A 14,330-nucleotide genomic window follows, 5' to 3' on the forward strand; every position below is an offset into this window, starting at 1 on the left:
CAGACGATGCGGGCTTCCTGTTACGTGCTTGCTTTGGCCATCACGGCCGTCGCGCTGGGTGGCTGTGGCCAGAAAGGGCCGCTCTATCGTGACGCACCAGCCCGGGAGGAGGCCGGCTCCATCCAGCAGGACTCTGCCCGGGATGGCGAGTCCGAAGACGGCAAAGACAGCTAACACCGGCCTCTGCCACACCCATCAAAACAGGAAAGCCGATGGATCACTTCAATTACCGCGATGGGCAGCTTCATGCTGAGGATGTCGCCGTGGCCGATATTGCTGCCCAGCATGGGACACCAGCCTATGTCTATTCCCGGGCAACACTTGAGCGCCATTACCGTGCCTATGACGAAGCCCTGTCCGGCCGCCCCCATCTGGTGTGTTATGCGGTCAAGGCCAACAGCAACCTGGCGGTGCTCAACGTGCTTGCGCGGCTGGGCGCCGGGTTCGACATAGTCTCTGCCGGGGAACTTGAGCGCGTCCTCCGGGCCGGCGGAGACCCCTCGCGAGTGGTGTTTTCCGGAGTTGGCAAGCAGCTCTGGGAGATGCAGCGCGCGCTGGAGGCAGGGGTGCGCTGTTTCAATGTGGAATCCGATACCGAACTGGACCGTCTCAACCAGGTGGCCGGTGAGCTGGGGATGAAGGCACCCGTGTCATTGCGGGTCAATCCGGATGTGGATGCGGGCACCCATCCCTATATTTCCACCGGACTGAAAGAGAACAAATTCGGCATCGACATCAACGAAGCGAGGGCGGTTTATTCCCGGGCGGCCACTCTGCCAAACCTTGAGATCATAGGTGTGGACTGTCATATAGGCTCCCAGCTGACCTCGGTTTCGCCGTTTCTCGACGCCCTTGAGCGGGTACTGGTGCTGATTGATGAGCTGGCCGGTGATGGTATCACCATCCGGCATCTGGATATGGGCGGTGGCCTTGGGGTGACCTATGACCAGGAAACGCCGCCGTCGCCTTCGGACTACGTGGCCAGCCTCAGAGAGCGGCTGGGCGAGCGGGATCTCGAGCTGCTGCTTGAGCCCGGCCGCTCCATTGCCGCCAACGCAGGCATCCTGCTGACCCGTGTGGAATTTCTGAAGTGCACGGAGCACCGGAATTTCGCCATCATTGATGCCGCCATGAATGACCTCATCCGACCGGCTCTTTACAGTGCATGGCAGGCCATCGTGCCTGCCATTCCCCGAACCGATACCCAGGAAAAGACATGGGATCTGGTAGGGCCTGTCTGCGAGACTGGCGACTTCCTGGGCAAGGACCGAAGGCTCAGTCTGGCGCCGGGTGATCTGCTGGCAGTCCGCTCCGCAGGGGCCTATGGTTTTGTCATGAGTTCCAACTACAACACCCGCAACCGGCCGCCGGAGCTGATGGTGGACGGAAATCAGGTGCATCTGGTGCGCCGCCGGGAAACCATCGAAGACCAGCTGGCTCCCGAGTCCTGCCTGCCACAAGGAACAGGCAGCTCATGAGCGACTCCCGCCGTTCTTCCGGACCTCTGCTGTCATTTACCAAAATGCATGGTCTCGGCAATGACTTCATGGTAGTAGATGCCATCAGCCAGCCGTTCCGGCTGCGGCCGGAAACCATCCGCACCTTGGCGGACCGGCATTTTGGCATCGGCTTTGATCAGCTGCTGGTGGTTGAGCCACCGGGCCTGCCGGACGTGGATTTCCGGTACCGGATCTTCAATGCCGATGGCAGCGAGGTGGAGCAGTGCGGTAACGGCGCCCGCTGCTTTGCCCGGTTCGTGCGGGACCAGCGCCTTACCAACCGGAAGGTCATCCGTGTGCAGACCGCCGGTGGCGTGCTTGAGCTGAAGGTTGGGAAAGATGGCTGGGTGACTGTGAACATGGGCGTCCCGGAGCTGAATCCGGCGGCCATTCCGTTTGCTGCCGATTCCCGCCAGCTGGTCTATCCGCTGGAGATGGATGGGGAGATCTTTACCCTCAGCGCCGTGTCCATGGGTAACCCCCACGGGGTGCTGGTGGTGGACAATGTGGATGCGGCTCCAGTGGAGACTCTGGGGCCGAAGCTTGAGCGTCATCCCCGTTTTCCAGCGCGTGCCAATATAGGATTTCTTCAGATTATTGATGCCGGGCATGCCCGGCTGAGGGTTTTTGAGCGTGGGTCCGGTGAAACCCTGGCTTGCGGCTCAGGGGCCTGCGCTGCAGTGGTGGCCGGCCAGATCCGCGGGCTGCTGGGCAAACGTGTCGATGTGGAGCTTCGCGGTGGTCACCTGGTGATCGAATGGCAGGGTGAGGGGACCGCTGTTATGATGGAGGGGCCGACTGCCCATGTGTTTGAGGGCCAGCTCCGGCTGCCGGCTGAGACATCACCGCGCCGTTCCCGCCGTGGTAAAGATTCGCGCCAGAACCCGTAAGTGTTTTGCGCACCGGGCTGTCCGGGGCGACTGAAGGAGATTCCCATGACTGAAAAAACGGCCCATCAGAAGGCCGGAGAGCCGACCCGTGAGCAGGTAGCGAGCTATCTTCGGGACAACCCGGACTTCTTTGTTGATCAGGATGAACTGCTCAGAAGCCTGACTCTGCCCCATGACAGCGGGCGTGCCATTTCACTTGTCGAGCGCCAGGTGCATCTGTTCCGGGAGCAGCGGGATACCCTGAGGCACGAACTGGTGGAGCTGGTATCCATTGCACGCCATAACGACCGGCTGTTCGAGAAGAGCAAGCGCATGCTGCTGCAGGTTATCGAAGCTGCGACTCTCAATGAGATGGCGGCTGCAGTGGATGACAGCATTCGGGGCGATTTTGGCCTGGACGCCGCAGCGATTGTTCTGTTTACCGACACCCCGCTCGCGGTCAGTCCTGAGGGTGCTCTGAAGGTGGTTTCACCGAAAGAGGCACAGAGCCAGCTCGGCAGCCTGCTGGAAGGGGACCGGGCGGTCTGTGGCCAGTTTGGTGAAAAACAGCGAACATTTCTTTTTCCCGACAGGGAAAAGCCGGTGGCTTCTGTTGCCCTGGTTCCCCTGCGAAACGGGGAGCTGATGGGGGTGTTGGCCATGGGTAGCTGTGAGTCGGGCTATTTTGACCAGAGCATGGGAGCGCTTTTTCTGACCTATATCAGCGATACCCTGAGCAGGCTTCTGCCCCCGATGGTGCAGCGTCACACGGGAGAAGATGCTGTGACCGACGCCCTGGCCGAGTCACGCTGATCATGGCGGTGGCGGTCGCCGACGGGCAGGCGGAAAAAGAATCAGACAGTCCTGCTCCTGCCCTTGCCGTGCCCCTGCAGGATTTTGTAACCCATCTTTCGTCCGAGCGCCGCCAGGCCGTGGAAACCTGTCGTAATTACGAGCGGGACGTACGCCGGCTTGCGAAGTATGTTCAGAGAGAGGGCCATGCCGGCTGGGCGGATCTTCATGGTTCCGATCTCCGCCGCTACGTGGCGGAGCTGAGCCGGGCTGGCCTCGGGGGCCGGAGCATCGCGCGGCACCTGTCCGCCATCCGCCGCTTTTACGACTACCTGCTCCGGGAGAAAATTGTCCGGGACAACCCCGCTCTGGACATCCGGGCGCCAAAAGCCGGGCGCCGCCTGCCGGCTGTTGCTGATGTGGATCAGATCAATCACCTGCTGGATGCGAAGCCGGAGGATCCACTGGAAGTCCGGGACCGCGCCATGTTCGAGCTGCTCTACTCTTCGGGCCTGCGCCTTGCCGAACTTGTTGGCCTGAATCTTTCCTCTCTCGACATGCGCGGCGCTGAGGTGCGTGTGCTGGGCAAGGGCAGCCGGGAAAGGGTGCTGCCGGTGGGCCGAAAGGCATTGCTGTCGCTCCAGGACTGGCTGGGTGTCCGCCCGGCTCTTGCCGGTGAGGCAGAGCCCGCCCTGTTTGTGAGCCAGCGGGGTGGACGACTGGGCCCGAGAAGCGTCCAGCTTCGTCTCAGCCGCTGGGGGTTGCTCAAAGGGGCGGATCAGCGCCTGTATCCCCACCTGATGCGACATTCGTTTGCCAGCCATCTGCTGGAATCCAGTGGAGACCTGCGGGCAGTGCAGGAGCTTCTGGGCCATGCCGACATAGCAACTACCCAGATCTACACCCACCTGGACTTCCAGCATCTGGCCCAGGTCTATGACGAAAGCCATCCGAGAGCGAGGCGACGCGGACGACCCGCAACCGGAAATCGGGGCGGAGGCGCTGCCGATGATGCCTGAATCCCGCGCGGGGAACCTGGTCAGCGCCGGCCACATTTCCTTGCAAAGTTTTTTGGGGAGACATTAATGCCGTCGGATGACTCCTGGAAGAAGCGATACAATGAGGAGCTTGAAGCCGCCAGTGCCCGCGAGAAAGCATGGGAAGAACAGCGGCATACGTTCGAGCGCCTGCTTGTGCGCACCAGCTTTGCATCGGAAGGCCAGCATCCGGACCTGGACCGCCTGCTCAGGGAGCTGCGGGATCAGCTCCGCCAGGATGATGGGGATATCAGACAGCTTCGCCGGATCCAGGAAACCCTGGACCAGCAGCTGGTGTCCCTGGATGAAAGCCGGGGCCAGGCAGGCAAGCGCCTGAAAACAAGCCTTGACCACCTTCTTGCTACCATCCGACGCCACCCCCTGTTTATTGACGAGAAGGCAGAGCTCAAGAAGCTCAGCCGGGCCCTGGGGGATCCTGAAACGTTTCAGGCAGGCCTCGGCGGGTGGCTGGCCCAGTTGGCAGAGCTGGAATCCCGGGCTCTGGCCGGTGGAGAAACAGGTGCCGGTGACACTGGGAAAGAAGGCGGCAGGCAAGGAGTCCTGAGCCGGTTCTTTGGCAGTCGCAGGGCTGAAGCCGAAGCCGAATCCGGGCCTCCCATGCCCGGCTGGGGCGATGTGGTGGATAGCCTGCCCGTCAGGACCACGGACCTGGGCGCACCGGAGTTCAGGGAAGAAGCTGATCAGCGCACCCGCTTCGCCCATCGGCTGGGTGAGCTGCTGGAAAATCTTCTCTCCCAGGTCAGCCTGGCTCCGGAAGCCCATGCCAAAGTCAGTCTGATACGCAGCCAGCTGGCCGAGCGCCATGAATGGAATGACCTGAGGGAAGCGCTCAATGAGACATCAGAACTGGTACTGGCGGCGGTCAGCCGGGGCCAGCAGGAATTTGAATCCTTCCTGAAGCGCCTGGATGATCGGCTGCTTGCGCTGCAGACCCATTTTGTCGAGCAGTCCGAGGCCAGCGAAAGCCGGCAGAGCGCATCGGAAGCGCTGGAGTCGAATCTGAACCGGGACCTCCGGGCGCTGCAGGAAAACTTTGCACACACGGACGATGTGACTGAGCTGAAACAGTCAGTTTCCCGCCATGTGGAATCGATTATCCAGTCGGTAAAGGGTTATCGGGAGCAGGAGAGTGAGCGGGAAGCTCTGGCTGCCGAGCAGATGGCGGCCATGCAGGAAAAGCTGGCGGCCATGGAAATACAGTCCGAACAGACCCGGGAACAGTTGCGTCTGGAGCGCTCCCGGGCCCTCACGGATGTTCTCACCCAGTTACCCAATCGGGAAGCCTGGCAGGAGCGGCTGATTTTTGAGCGGGATCGCTGGCAGAGATACGGTCATCCAGTCACTCTCGGCATCCTGGATATAGACCACTTCAAGCGTGTAAACGACAGCTACGGCCACAAGGCTGGTGACAGGGTTATCCAGCTGCTGGCGAAAGCCCTGCAGGAGCGGCTCAGAACCACAGATTTTATCGCCCGGTATGGTGGTGAGGAGTTTGTGCTGCTGCTTCCGGAGACGGATCTGGTTACTGCCCGGAAAGTCATTGACTCCCTGCGACAGCATGTTTCGGGGCTGCCCTTCCATTTCCAGGGCCGGCCCGTGACCATTACTTTTTCAGCCGGCCTGGCTCCGTTCCAGGCCGGCATCGACCTGGAGTCGGTTTTCGATCAGGCCGACAGGGCGCTATACAGAGCAAAGGATGCCGGCCGTAACCAGATCGTGCTGGCCGCCGATCAGTGACGGAGCTGGGCGTCGAGATCATCAATGACCTCTGCCCAGTCCGCATTTTCCTCGATGCCTTCTTTCAGGAACCGTGACTGACTGTCATTCCAGAAAGGCGCATCGTGCAATTTGACCTCGGGCGCAAGGGGCCCGTGATCGGCAATAAATTTCTGTATGTCATCGTCACTGGAGGGCAGCCCCAGCTGCTCGAAAAGACGGGGCATGGTATGAATGCTTGTATCCATAAAGTGCTGTCTCCCATTCGTTACGGTGCAGACACCAGTGATTTGATGCCGTTATTGTCATACTGTCACTGTAACCAAACAGGCTGGATTATCCAATGAGGCTTTTTTTTGCGGTCGTGCCAGGCGCGCTGCTTTTCTGGCTGCTGGTGGCCGTCTCCAGCGTGACCATGGCGGACCCGCCCCTGCCTTCTCCGCATCCCGTGCTGGATGTTGCAGAGCTGGAATGGCTGGCGGCCCAGAGCAGCCTCCGGGTGGGGCTCCGTACCGGTCAGATCCCCCTGGCCTTCGCGACAGCTGAGGGTTCTCTCGCCGGCACCTACGTGGATTACCTGAAGCGTCTGGGCGACAAGCTGGATACCCGGGTGGAGCTGGTGCCTGTTGATCGCTCGGGGGATACGGACATGCTCGTCCAGGGCGAACTGGATGCCCTGCTCATGTCCCGTGCTCCCGATGATCCGCTGCCCGCCGGGTTCAGCGCAACCGACCCTCTGATGAGTCTGACCTATGGCCTGTTCGTGGATTCCGGTGAGGCCAGCATCCGGAGCCTCTCTGATCTTGAAGGCCGGCGGGTTGCGCTGGTGGGAGCCGACAGCAACCAGTACCGGCTGCTTGAACCGGTGGATTCGTTTACCCCCGTGTCGGTGGCCAATGTCAGTGAAGCCGTGAGTACTGTGCTTTCCGGTAAGGCCGATGCCTTTATTGCCCCGGTTCCGGTGGTGGCGGATTATCTGCAGGCGGCGCTGATAAACAGCATTGGCATGGCCACCCTCCTCAGGGGGCATTCGATCGATGTGGTGCTCGTGGTGCCCGAAGACAGACCAATGCTGGCGGATGTCCTGGGCAAGGCTGTTCGCTCCATAAGTCACATTGAGCACCGGGCTATCCGGGAGGCGTGGGTGCCGTTCAGTGTTCCCAGGGCGGGATCGGAGAACAACATCCGCCTGACAGCTTCGGAGCAGGAATGGCTCAAGCGCAATCCCAATCTCCGGGTGCTTTTCCGCTCGGACTGGCCACCTTTCGAGTTCGTTGAAGGCGGCGAAATACGGGGCCTGGTACCGGATCTCATCAGCCGCATGGAAGAGCAGCTTGGTACCAGCTTTTCCCGGCAGGCCACCGACAGCTGGCCGGAGGCCGAACAGGCACTGGAAGACGGCTCGGTGGATATCCTGCCGGCGGTGCCCCGCTCCCCCCGGCGGGAAGACAAGTTCCTGTTCAGCCGGACCTATCTGAGCCTGCCCATTGCCCTCGCAATCAGGGACGATGGACGCTTCATCGGAGACCTGCGCGAACTGCGTGATGAGCCGGTGGGAGTAGTCCGTCACCAGGCAAGCCACGACTTTCTCCTGATCAACCATCCGGATCTGAACATTTATCCGGTCGATTCACTGGCCGATGGCCTGCTGGCCCTTTCCAACGGGGATCTGGATGTGATGGTTACCCATATTCCGGGGGTGAGCTATACCGTGGCCAGGCTCGGTCTTTCCAATCTCAGAATCACCAGTATCACCCCTTATCAGTACGAGCTGCGGCTGGCCGTGCACAAGGACCGCCCGGAACTTCTGCGCATCATCAACAAGGCATTGACCGGCCTTGAGGCCAGTGGCACGGATGCCATCAACAACCGCTGGATTCATCTGGACGTTGAGCAGGATACCGACTACACCGCGGTCAGACGCGTGGTTCTGATCGCCGTTGTGGTGGTGCTTATTTTTCTGTACTGGAACCGCAAGCTGTCCCGGGAAGTGGATGAGCGTATCCGGTCCGAGAATGCCCTGCGCAGAAGTGAAGACGAACTTCGCGTTGCGAAGCTCGAGGCGGAGCGGCTTGCCCGGCAGGCAGACAGCGCCAACCGGGCAAAAAGTGAATTCCTGGCGAACATGTCCCATGAAATACGCACCCCCATGAATGCAGTTATCGGCTACAGCGACCTGCTGAGCAGCCGGGTGACTGATCCCGGACATCGGCAGTATCTGGACGCCATCCGGGCGGGAAGTCGCAGCCTGCTCATGCTGATCAACGACATTCTCGACCTGTCCCGGATCGAGGCTGGAAAAATGCGGCTGGAATTCGAAGCGATTGATGTGAGGCGACTGCTGGATGATGTGCGGCACATCTTTGACCTCAGGGCACAGGAGCAGGGTATTGCGCTGGAAGTGGCCGTTGATCCGCAGGTGCCGCGGGCGATGATCCTGGATGAAGCGCGCCTGAGACAGGTGCTGTTCAACCTGGTGGGCAACGCCATCAAATTCACCCACGAGGGCGGGGTGAGTGTGACAGCCTCGACCCGGCCCCAGCCACGCCAGCCGGGCGAGGCCCAGCGCCATGAGCTGATCGTCACGGTAACTGACACGGGTATCGGTGTGCCCCCCGGTCAGCAGGAGCGGATCTTCGATGCCTTTGAGCAGCAGGAGGGCCAGAGCAACAGGAAATACGGTGGTACCGGGCTGGGGCTTGCCATCAGCCGAAAGCTCGCCCGCATGATGGGGGGGGAGATCTCAGTCGAGAGCGAACCTGGAGCGGGTTCCACCTTCACTCTTCGTTTGCCGGGGGTTGAAACGACGGCGCATGACCAGGCGCCGGAAGAAACTCCTGCCCGGACTGAACAGCCTCTGACGGAAATCTCCGAGCGCAGGGAACGGAGCTGGTTACGGTATCAGATTCTGGCCGACTTCGGCGACGAATGGCGGACGGTCCGTGAGAGCGGTGACCCAGAGCAGATGCGGGATTTCGCCGAACGGGTTCTGGCGTGGGGGAGGCATCACGGATCGGAGCGGGTGATCCACTACGGCAAAAAACTGCTGGAGGACGTAGAAACCTTCAATCTTGATGCAATCAACCACTCGCTGGAAGAGTTTCCTTCTCTTCTCGGTCAGGAATCCTGATAGCTGCCGGGGTAGATCCGGGCGAATGCGGGGATGCCGGATTCCGGGCAAGAGATTTTAAAGACAGTCGTACTGGGAGCGGCGGTCGAAGGCCACTGAGACCATGTCATAGCCGCTGTCGGAGAGGGTCTGGATCAGCTCCCGATTACCGATCAGGGTCATGCAGATTCTGTGGACACTGGCCTGGAGCTGTTCGTTGGCAGGCGGGGCATTGAAGCGGAAATCCACAACCAGGTACTTTCGCTCGACATTGGCAGAAACCGGGACGTCCTCTCTTTCCACACTGTCGAAACCGATATAGGTGGGCTGATTCTCAGCGAACAACCCGTTCATCAGCAGGTCTACATTCTCAGCCTGGGCCGGGCTGGCGGCCGGGAACAGAAAGAATGTGATTGTAAAAAAGAGGGCGTGGCGCATAACCGGGTTGCTCGTGTAACAGTATGTTAGTTTGCGTTACGAATCATTATTGCAGAATGCAGTGAATTGCGCTGTAAGGACTGCCAAAGTTTTTCAATTTTTTGCAAAGGCGTTAAATAACGTGCTGTGACCGGCCTGTCAGTTTTCGGAGCCGGGGGAATCAACTATCATGGGAATGGGGTCAGCGACCAGGGTGTTGCTGCGAAAAGAAAGCCTGTCGGAGGCGCATCATGTTTCAGCTTGTATTCAAAGGTGAGTGCACCGCGGGCACGGACCTCGCTACCGCCCGTGCCAACGCGGGCGCCCTGTTCAAGGCAAGCCTGGAGCAGGTTGAGCGGATGTTCAGCGGCCAGCCGGTTGTCATTCGCAACCGACTGGATGAAGGCCAGGCGGAAAAATACCGGCTGGTGCTGCAAAAGCATGGCATGGTTGCATACGTGGAAACCATGGCCGGTACGCGGCCGCCGGAACAGGAGCCCGCAGCCAGTCCCAAACCCGCTCCGGCAGCCGCGGCCACCCCGAGGCCTACCGCGCCTGCAACACAGTCAGCTTCCCCGGAAAGAGCTTCGGCCAAAGCTGGCGGTCCCGCAGTAGAGCCGGGAGACCGGCCAAGACTAGCCGGGGAAAAGGTGGATGACATCCTGGCCGGATCCGGCCTTTCCCTGGATCCCCCGGGAGTCACGCTGGTGGAGCATCAAGAGACAGCGCCCCCGCTGTTCCAGCACCTCGACAGCTGGACTCTTGCGCCAGCAGGCAGTGAGCTGGGTGAAAAGCGGGAAACTCCGCCGCCGGTGACTCCGGATATTTCCCATCTGTCGCTGGCCGATGAAGATCAGCAGAGCCGCTGAAAGCCTGTCGCACAGCGTGTGACCGGGACTTTCTATAGCGGCCCGAACAGCACCATTCTGGAATCGCGGCAGGGCCCGCTCATGGGTCGCTGCAGCAGTGCCTTGAACTCATCTCCTTCGCTTGCGCCGGCCGGTACCGGGTGAAACACAATATCGTCACCCGGGAAAAATTGCCAGGTACCCCTGGGAGGATCCGGTGTCTCTGTCAGGGCAAGCAGTGTCGCCACACCACGGATCCTGCTCCAGGCGCAGGTCGCCCGTTCCGGAGGCGGGACTTGCCTGACGGCGGGCTTTTCCTGTTCCCTGGGCTGCGGGATTTCCGGGGCCGGTGCTGGTTCCCCGCGGGGGGCTGGCTCTGGTATATCCCGGCTGGCGCAGGCGCTCATCATTAACGTGACAATCAGCAGGCCCAGGGGAAACAGGACGGCGGTGCTGTCAGGTTGCCGCATGATTTCCCCTGGCCTGTTTCTCCAGGCTTGCCAGAACCTGTTGGCACTGCTGGCGAGCATAGCGGCTGAGTATTTCCGTGAGCTGATGTTCATCTCTGCCACGAATGGCATCAATGGACTCCCGCATGTGATTGAGGTTGTCCGCCAGTACCTGGTGGCTGGAATGGCGGAACGCCACAAAGGCGCATCGCTTTGCCGATGGCCAGAGATCGTCAATGGCGGACACGATGAAGTAATTGTCGGCGTAGGCCAGTGACGCCTGGGTGTACTCGATCCCCAGTTCCAGAAAAGGCAGCAGATCCTTTTTCTCGTAACAGGCATTCATGCGCTGGTAAAGGGACTCAAGCCTTTCCATATCGGAGGGCTGCCACTGCCGTACCAGCTTTCGGCCGGTATGGCAGAGGTAAAGCTCGAGCACTTCGTAAAGACTCTTGACGAAAAAAGCGTCCAGTTCTTTTACAAAGGCTCCCCGCCGCGGCACGTTCTTGACCAGATGCCGCTTTTCAAGCAGAAGCAGGCCTTCCCGGATGGATCCATGGCTGACGTCCAGCTGTTTTGCCATGACGCTCTCGTAGATGCGTTCGCCGGACGCCAGTTGGCCAAATGCGATCAGGTTCTCAACATGCCTTGCGACCTGTTCGGTAAGTGTTTCACGGGGTCTGAAGGTTGTCATTGGTCGTTTCCGTTCTGAACTGCCTGATCAATAGTGGGCGAATCTTCGCATATTCCCGGTTTGCGGAAAACGGCGTGATTCCGAAGCTTCCTGCGGCTCCCGGGGTCACAGCACCGGAGCCAGCAGGCGGATTGCCCGGCAGGTCAGGCGAAATAACACGGACCGGTCACGATAATCCCAGGCGGTCATCCGTCGACAGCGGCTGAGGTCTGTTTCCAGCATGGTGCGGGTTTCCCGGATGAAGTCGGCGCCGGTGGAGAGCGCCATGATTTCAAAGTTCAGGCGCATGGAGCGGTTGTCCAGGTTAGCCGTTCCTATGGCAGCGTAACGGTCGTCCACCAGCACCATTTTCTGGTGCATGAAACCTGGCTGGTACTGGTAGATGCCAATTCCGGCCCGGCTGGCCTGGACCAGGTAGGAATAGGCCGCCAGCCGGAAGATCTGGTGATCGGGTTTCTCCGGGATGATAATGCGTACATCTACACCGCGCAGAGCAGCCAGTTGCAGGGCATTCACTACCTGGAAGTCAGGCACAAAGTAGGGGGAAGTAATCCATATTCGCTGGCGGGCGTTGTTGATGCAGTTGAGAAAGAACAGGGCGCAGGTTTCAAACTGGTCCGCGGGTCCGGTTGGGAGGATCAGGACTTCCTGGTCTCCGCCGCCTGACGCTGGCTCCCAGCTAAGTTCCGGCAGGGTGGAAGCCGCCCAGTTCCAGTCTTCCAGCCACGCCAGCTGCAGGCCCAGCACAGCTGGCCCTATGATGCGACAGTGGGTATCCCGCCATGAGGTCTGTTCAATCGGCGCGCCCATGTATTCGTCACCCAGATTTATCCCTCCCAGGAAACCCACCCTGCCATCGCAGACCAGCAGCTTGCGGTGGTTCCGGAAGTTCATCTGCAGGCGGCGCCTGCGGACATTGCCGTTGCCGAAGGATGCAACCTTCGCCCCCGCATGACTGAGTTCCCGCAGGTAGCCCCGCGGCAGCCACACACTTCCTATGTCGTCGTAAAGAAAATATACCTTCACGCCCTGCGCAAGTTTGCGTTTGAGCACGGATTTTATGCGCTGGCCGACCTTGTCTGACCGCACAATGTAAAATTCCATCAGGATGTAGTCCCGGGCGTCCTCCATGGCATCAAACAGTGCCTCGAAAATGGCCTCGCCGTCCTTCAGGAGGTGGCACTGGTTGCCGGAAGTAAATGGCTGTTTGGCCAGTTGGCAAAGAACCTGCAGCTCATCGCTGAAATGCTCGTGCCCGGGCCCTGGAATGGACGAGGCCTGGCTCTCAAACTGACTGAGCAGGTGGTTGAGCGAGCGATCGCCAAGCCGTCGGGCACGGACGTAACCGGAAAACCGGTTGCGCCCGAACAGGACAAAAAGCGGCAGTGTGAGAAAAGGAAAAGCCAGCAAGCCGACGATCCAGGCAATCGCGCCCTGGGCTGTCCGGTAGGTCAGCAGCACCCGGTAGGTGCAATACAGGGCAATGCCGTAAACAATCGCCAGCGCCGGTAACAGCATGGACGTATCAAACATCTCATTGCTCCGGGATTTGGCTCAGGATGTCAGCTTCTGCGAAGCGAATCTATTTCCTGAAGCGGCTGGATCCGCAGCTTGAGCTTTTCGCTTCGCTCAAGGATGCCTTCCATGCGTCCCAGTTGCGCCCTTGTCTGGTCCGATTTCATTGCCCGGCTGGCGCCGAAATCGAACTCCAGTCCGTAGCGGGGCTTGTCATTGTCCGTTTCACGAATGTTTCTCACCACCGCAGCTACCCTGTCCAGGTGGAGCATGCCGGCTTCCATTACCAGTTCAATTCGCAGCTCAACGGGATCGCCGATTTCGAGAGACTCGCCACTGTTCAGGGATACTGACAGTCCGTTTCGCGTGAAATCCTGGCCTTCCGCTGGCTGGAAGCGGTTGAAAAGCCCCTTCCGGGGTCGCCATTCAACATTGAGCTCAGCCGCGGGTAGCCGGCGAATATGACGTCTTTCCTCTTGATTCTGTTCGGCCATGGAAGACAGATTTCCTTGATGGTAATGGGACAGCCTTGCCGGAAGATACCTGAAATCAGGCAGCATCCGGGGAACCTGCGGTAAGGCGTTCGAAAAGCTTCAGTGGTAATGTAACCTGCCTTTGCCTTTTCTTGCACGGTAAGGGTTGAAATCTGTGAGCTGAATCAGAGGAAATTTGACTTGTATTCCAAATCAACGGTTTTCGACATTGATGCCGGATTGCTCGATGATGAGCTACTGGCGAGCCAAATGCGCCTGCTGACAGGGCTTGCGGGGGCGGGCCACCCCCGCGACGCCCAGACTGCCGTGCCGGCCGGCTGGCAGGGTCACGAGGACGCGCTGGCTCTGCGTCTGAACCAGATTCAGGAGGAAGCGGCCCTGCGCAAGTTTGCCATTCCGGGGCGGGTGCCGGTCACCGAGGAATCGGTTATCTGGCCGATTCCGGACCTGAACGGGGTCCGAAACCAGCTGGCGACAATCCGCAGCAGAGCGGAAGAAAATAACGCTGGTCGCATCCGCCTGCCCCGCAACGATCATGAGCTCTGGGCCACTTACAAATACAGCGTGTTGGCCCGTAATGACCGGGCCTACCAGAGCTTCGGCCAGCGGGTGGCGGCGAGGGCCATTCCGCTGGATGAACTCTGGCTCAGCATGATCAGCGCCAGCCGGGTTGCGCCCCTGCGGGGCGGAGTGCGCAACGCGCTGCAGCACATGTGGGGTTATGTCTCCAGGCATTCGGCAATGCATCCCGGCACAGAGGACCTTGTCGGGCTAGCTGCCGAAATACAGAACCAGGCGGTGGCCCACCAGGTGTCCTACCTGCTGAATTCAACGGCTCTCGGTGAGTTGCGGGCCTGGTTATGAGTGATG

The 14,330-nt window shown here is 60.0% G+C and carries 15 protein-coding genes; 9 read left to right on the forward strand and 6 right to left on the reverse strand.

What is annotated here, in order from left to right:
- Positions 1-6 precede the first annotated feature (6 nt).
- The 6 genes from LG327_RS06880 (at position 7) to LG327_RS06905 (ending at position 5,955) form a co-directional block, all read left to right on the forward strand.
- Positions 7-174, forward strand: a complete 168-nt coding sequence (locus LG327_RS06880) for a lipoprotein (protein WP_404367630.1) — start codon at positions 7-9, stop codon at positions 172-174.
- Positions 175-212: 38 nt separating this feature from the next.
- Positions 213-1,478 (forward strand): diaminopimelate decarboxylase, encoded by a 1,266-nt coding sequence (lysA, locus tag LG327_RS06885; protein ID WP_404367633.1) that lies wholly within the window; start codon positions 213-215, stop codon positions 1,476-1,478.
- Positions 1,475-2,389 carry a diaminopimelate epimerase gene (gene dapF, locus LG327_RS06890; RefSeq protein WP_404367636.1) on the forward strand — a complete coding sequence of 305 codons (915 nt, stop codon included), beginning with the start codon at positions 1,475-1,477 and terminating at the stop codon, positions 2,387-2,389. The genes lysA and dapF overlap by 4 nt, the downstream gene beginning before the upstream one ends.
- Positions 2,390-2,434: 45 nt before the next feature.
- Positions 2,435-3,181 carry a DUF484 family protein gene (locus tag LG327_RS06895; RefSeq protein WP_404367639.1) on the forward strand — a complete coding sequence of 249 codons (747 nt, stop codon included), beginning with the start codon at positions 2,435-2,437 and terminating at the stop codon, positions 3,179-3,181.
- 2 nt (positions 3,182-3,183) lie between these two features.
- Positions 3,184-4,179, forward strand: coding sequence for a tyrosine recombinase XerC (gene xerC / locus LG327_RS06900; RefSeq protein WP_404367642.1), 996 nt, complete (start codon positions 3,184-3,186; stop codon positions 4,177-4,179).
- A 66-nt stretch (positions 4,180-4,245) separates the two neighbouring features.
- Positions 4,246-5,955: a diguanylate cyclase gene (locus LG327_RS06905; protein ID WP_404367644.1), complete on the forward strand. Its 1,710-nt coding sequence runs from the start codon at positions 4,246-4,248 to the stop codon at positions 5,953-5,955.
- Here LG327_RS06905 and LG327_RS06910 read toward each other — a convergent pair.
- Positions 5,949-6,182, reverse strand: coding sequence for a DUF2789 domain-containing protein (locus tag LG327_RS06910; protein WP_404367647.1), 234 nt, complete (start codon positions 6,180-6,182; stop codon positions 5,949-5,951). The two genes, LG327_RS06905 and LG327_RS06910, sit on opposite strands and share 7 nt — an antisense overlap.
- Positions 6,183-6,277: 95 nt before the next feature.
- Between LG327_RS06910 and LG327_RS06915 the strand changes: the two genes are divergently transcribed.
- Positions 6,278-9,064 carry an ATP-binding protein gene (locus tag LG327_RS06915; RefSeq protein WP_404367650.1) on the forward strand — a complete coding sequence of 929 codons (2,787 nt, stop codon included), beginning with the start codon at positions 6,278-6,280 and terminating at the stop codon, positions 9,062-9,064.
- A gap of 57 nt (positions 9,065-9,121) precedes the next feature.
- On the opposite strand, the gene LG327_RS06920 is transcribed toward LG327_RS06915, so the two are convergent.
- The gene (locus LG327_RS06920; RefSeq protein WP_404367653.1) at positions 9,122-9,481 is read right to left on the reverse strand and encodes a hypothetical protein; all 360 of its coding nucleotides are present in this window, start codon (positions 9,479-9,481) and stop codon (positions 9,122-9,124) included.
- Between the two features lie 230 nt (positions 9,482-9,711).
- Between LG327_RS06920 and LG327_RS06925 the strand changes: the two genes are divergently transcribed.
- Positions 9,712-10,329, forward strand: coding sequence for a hypothetical protein (locus tag LG327_RS06925; protein ID WP_404367656.1), 618 nt, complete (start codon positions 9,712-9,714; stop codon positions 10,327-10,329).
- 32 nt (positions 10,330-10,361) lie between these two features.
- On the opposite strand, the gene LG327_RS06930 is transcribed toward LG327_RS06925, so the two are convergent.
- The 4 genes from LG327_RS06930 to LG327_RS06945 all read right to left on the reverse strand — a co-directional run bounded on the left by LG327_RS06930 (position 10,362) and on the right by LG327_RS06945 (position 13,460).
- On the reverse strand, positions 10,362-10,778 hold the full coding sequence (locus LG327_RS06930) for a hypothetical protein (RefSeq protein WP_404367659.1): 417 nt from the start codon (positions 10,776-10,778) through the stop codon (positions 10,362-10,364).
- Positions 10,765-11,451 carry a GntR family transcriptional regulator gene (locus tag LG327_RS06935; RefSeq protein ID WP_404367662.1) on the reverse strand — a complete coding sequence of 229 codons (687 nt, stop codon included), beginning with the start codon at positions 11,449-11,451 and terminating at the stop codon, positions 10,765-10,767. The genes LG327_RS06930 and LG327_RS06935 overlap by 14 nt, the downstream gene beginning before the upstream one ends.
- Positions 11,452-11,556: 105 nt before the next feature.
- Entirely contained in the window at positions 11,557-12,984 is a 1,428-nt protein-coding gene (cls, locus tag LG327_RS06940; RefSeq protein ID WP_404367664.1) for a cardiolipin synthase, read from the reverse strand.
- A gap of 29 nt (positions 12,985-13,013) precedes the next feature.
- Positions 13,014-13,460: a PilZ domain-containing protein gene (locus LG327_RS06945; RefSeq protein WP_404367667.1), complete on the reverse strand. Its 447-nt coding sequence runs from the start codon at positions 13,458-13,460 to the stop codon at positions 13,014-13,016.
- A gap of 180 nt (positions 13,461-13,640) precedes the next feature.
- Between LG327_RS06945 and LG327_RS06950 the strand changes: the two genes are divergently transcribed.
- Positions 13,641-14,324, forward strand: a complete 684-nt coding sequence (locus tag LG327_RS06950) for a hypothetical protein (RefSeq protein ID WP_404367669.1) — start codon at positions 13,641-13,643, stop codon at positions 14,322-14,324.
- Positions 14,325-14,330: the final 6 nt, after the last annotated feature.

Origin of the sequence: Marinobacter sp., from assembly GCF_044799475.1 — a bacterium.
In the GTDB taxonomy this organism is placed as follows: Bacteria; Pseudomonadota; Gammaproteobacteria; order Pseudomonadales; family Oleiphilaceae; genus Marinobacter.

Bases quoted from the DNA above. Each gene is read 5' to 3' on its own strand.
- LG327_RS06880 (WP_404367630.1), top strand. From the start codon at position 7: ATGCGGGCTTCCTGTTACGTGCTTGCTTTGGCCATCACGGCCGTCGCG.
- lysA (WP_404367633.1), top strand. From the start codon at position 213: ATGGATCACTTCAATTACCGCGATGGGCAGCTTCATGCTGAGGATGTC.
- dapF (WP_404367636.1), top strand. From the start codon at position 1,475: ATGAGCGACTCCCGCCGTTCTTCCGGACCTCTGCTGTCATTTACCAAA.
- LG327_RS06895 (WP_404367639.1), top strand. From the start codon at position 2,435: ATGACTGAAAAAACGGCCCATCAGAAGGCCGGAGAGCCGACCCGTGAG.
- xerC (WP_404367642.1), top strand. From the start codon at position 3,184: ATGGCGGTGGCGGTCGCCGACGGGCAGGCGGAAAAAGAATCAGACAGT.
- LG327_RS06905 (WP_404367644.1), top strand. From the start codon at position 4,246: ATGCCGTCGGATGACTCCTGGAAGAAGCGATACAATGAGGAGCTTGAA.
- LG327_RS06910 (WP_404367647.1), bottom strand. From the start codon at position 6,182: ATGGATACAAGCATTCATACCATGCCCCGTCTTTTCGAGCAGCTGGGG.
- LG327_RS06915 (WP_404367650.1), top strand. From the start codon at position 6,278: ATGAGGCTTTTTTTTGCGGTCGTGCCAGGCGCGCTGCTTTTCTGGCTG.
- LG327_RS06920 (WP_404367653.1), bottom strand. From the start codon at position 9,481: ATGCGCCACGCCCTCTTTTTTACAATCACATTCTTTCTGTTCCCGGCC.
- LG327_RS06925 (WP_404367656.1), top strand. From the start codon at position 9,712: ATGTTTCAGCTTGTATTCAAAGGTGAGTGCACCGCGGGCACGGACCTC.
- LG327_RS06930 (WP_404367659.1), bottom strand. From the start codon at position 10,778: ATGCGGCAACCTGACAGCACCGCCGTCCTGTTTCCCCTGGGCCTGCTG.
- LG327_RS06935 (WP_404367662.1), bottom strand. From the start codon at position 11,451: ATGACAACCTTCAGACCCCGTGAAACACTTACCGAACAGGTCGCAAGG.
- cls (WP_404367664.1), bottom strand. From the start codon at position 12,984: ATGTTTGATACGTCCATGCTGTTACCGGCGCTGGCGATTGTTTACGGC.
- LG327_RS06945 (WP_404367667.1), bottom strand. From the start codon at position 13,460: ATGGCCGAACAGAATCAAGAGGAAAGACGTCATATTCGCCGGCTACCC.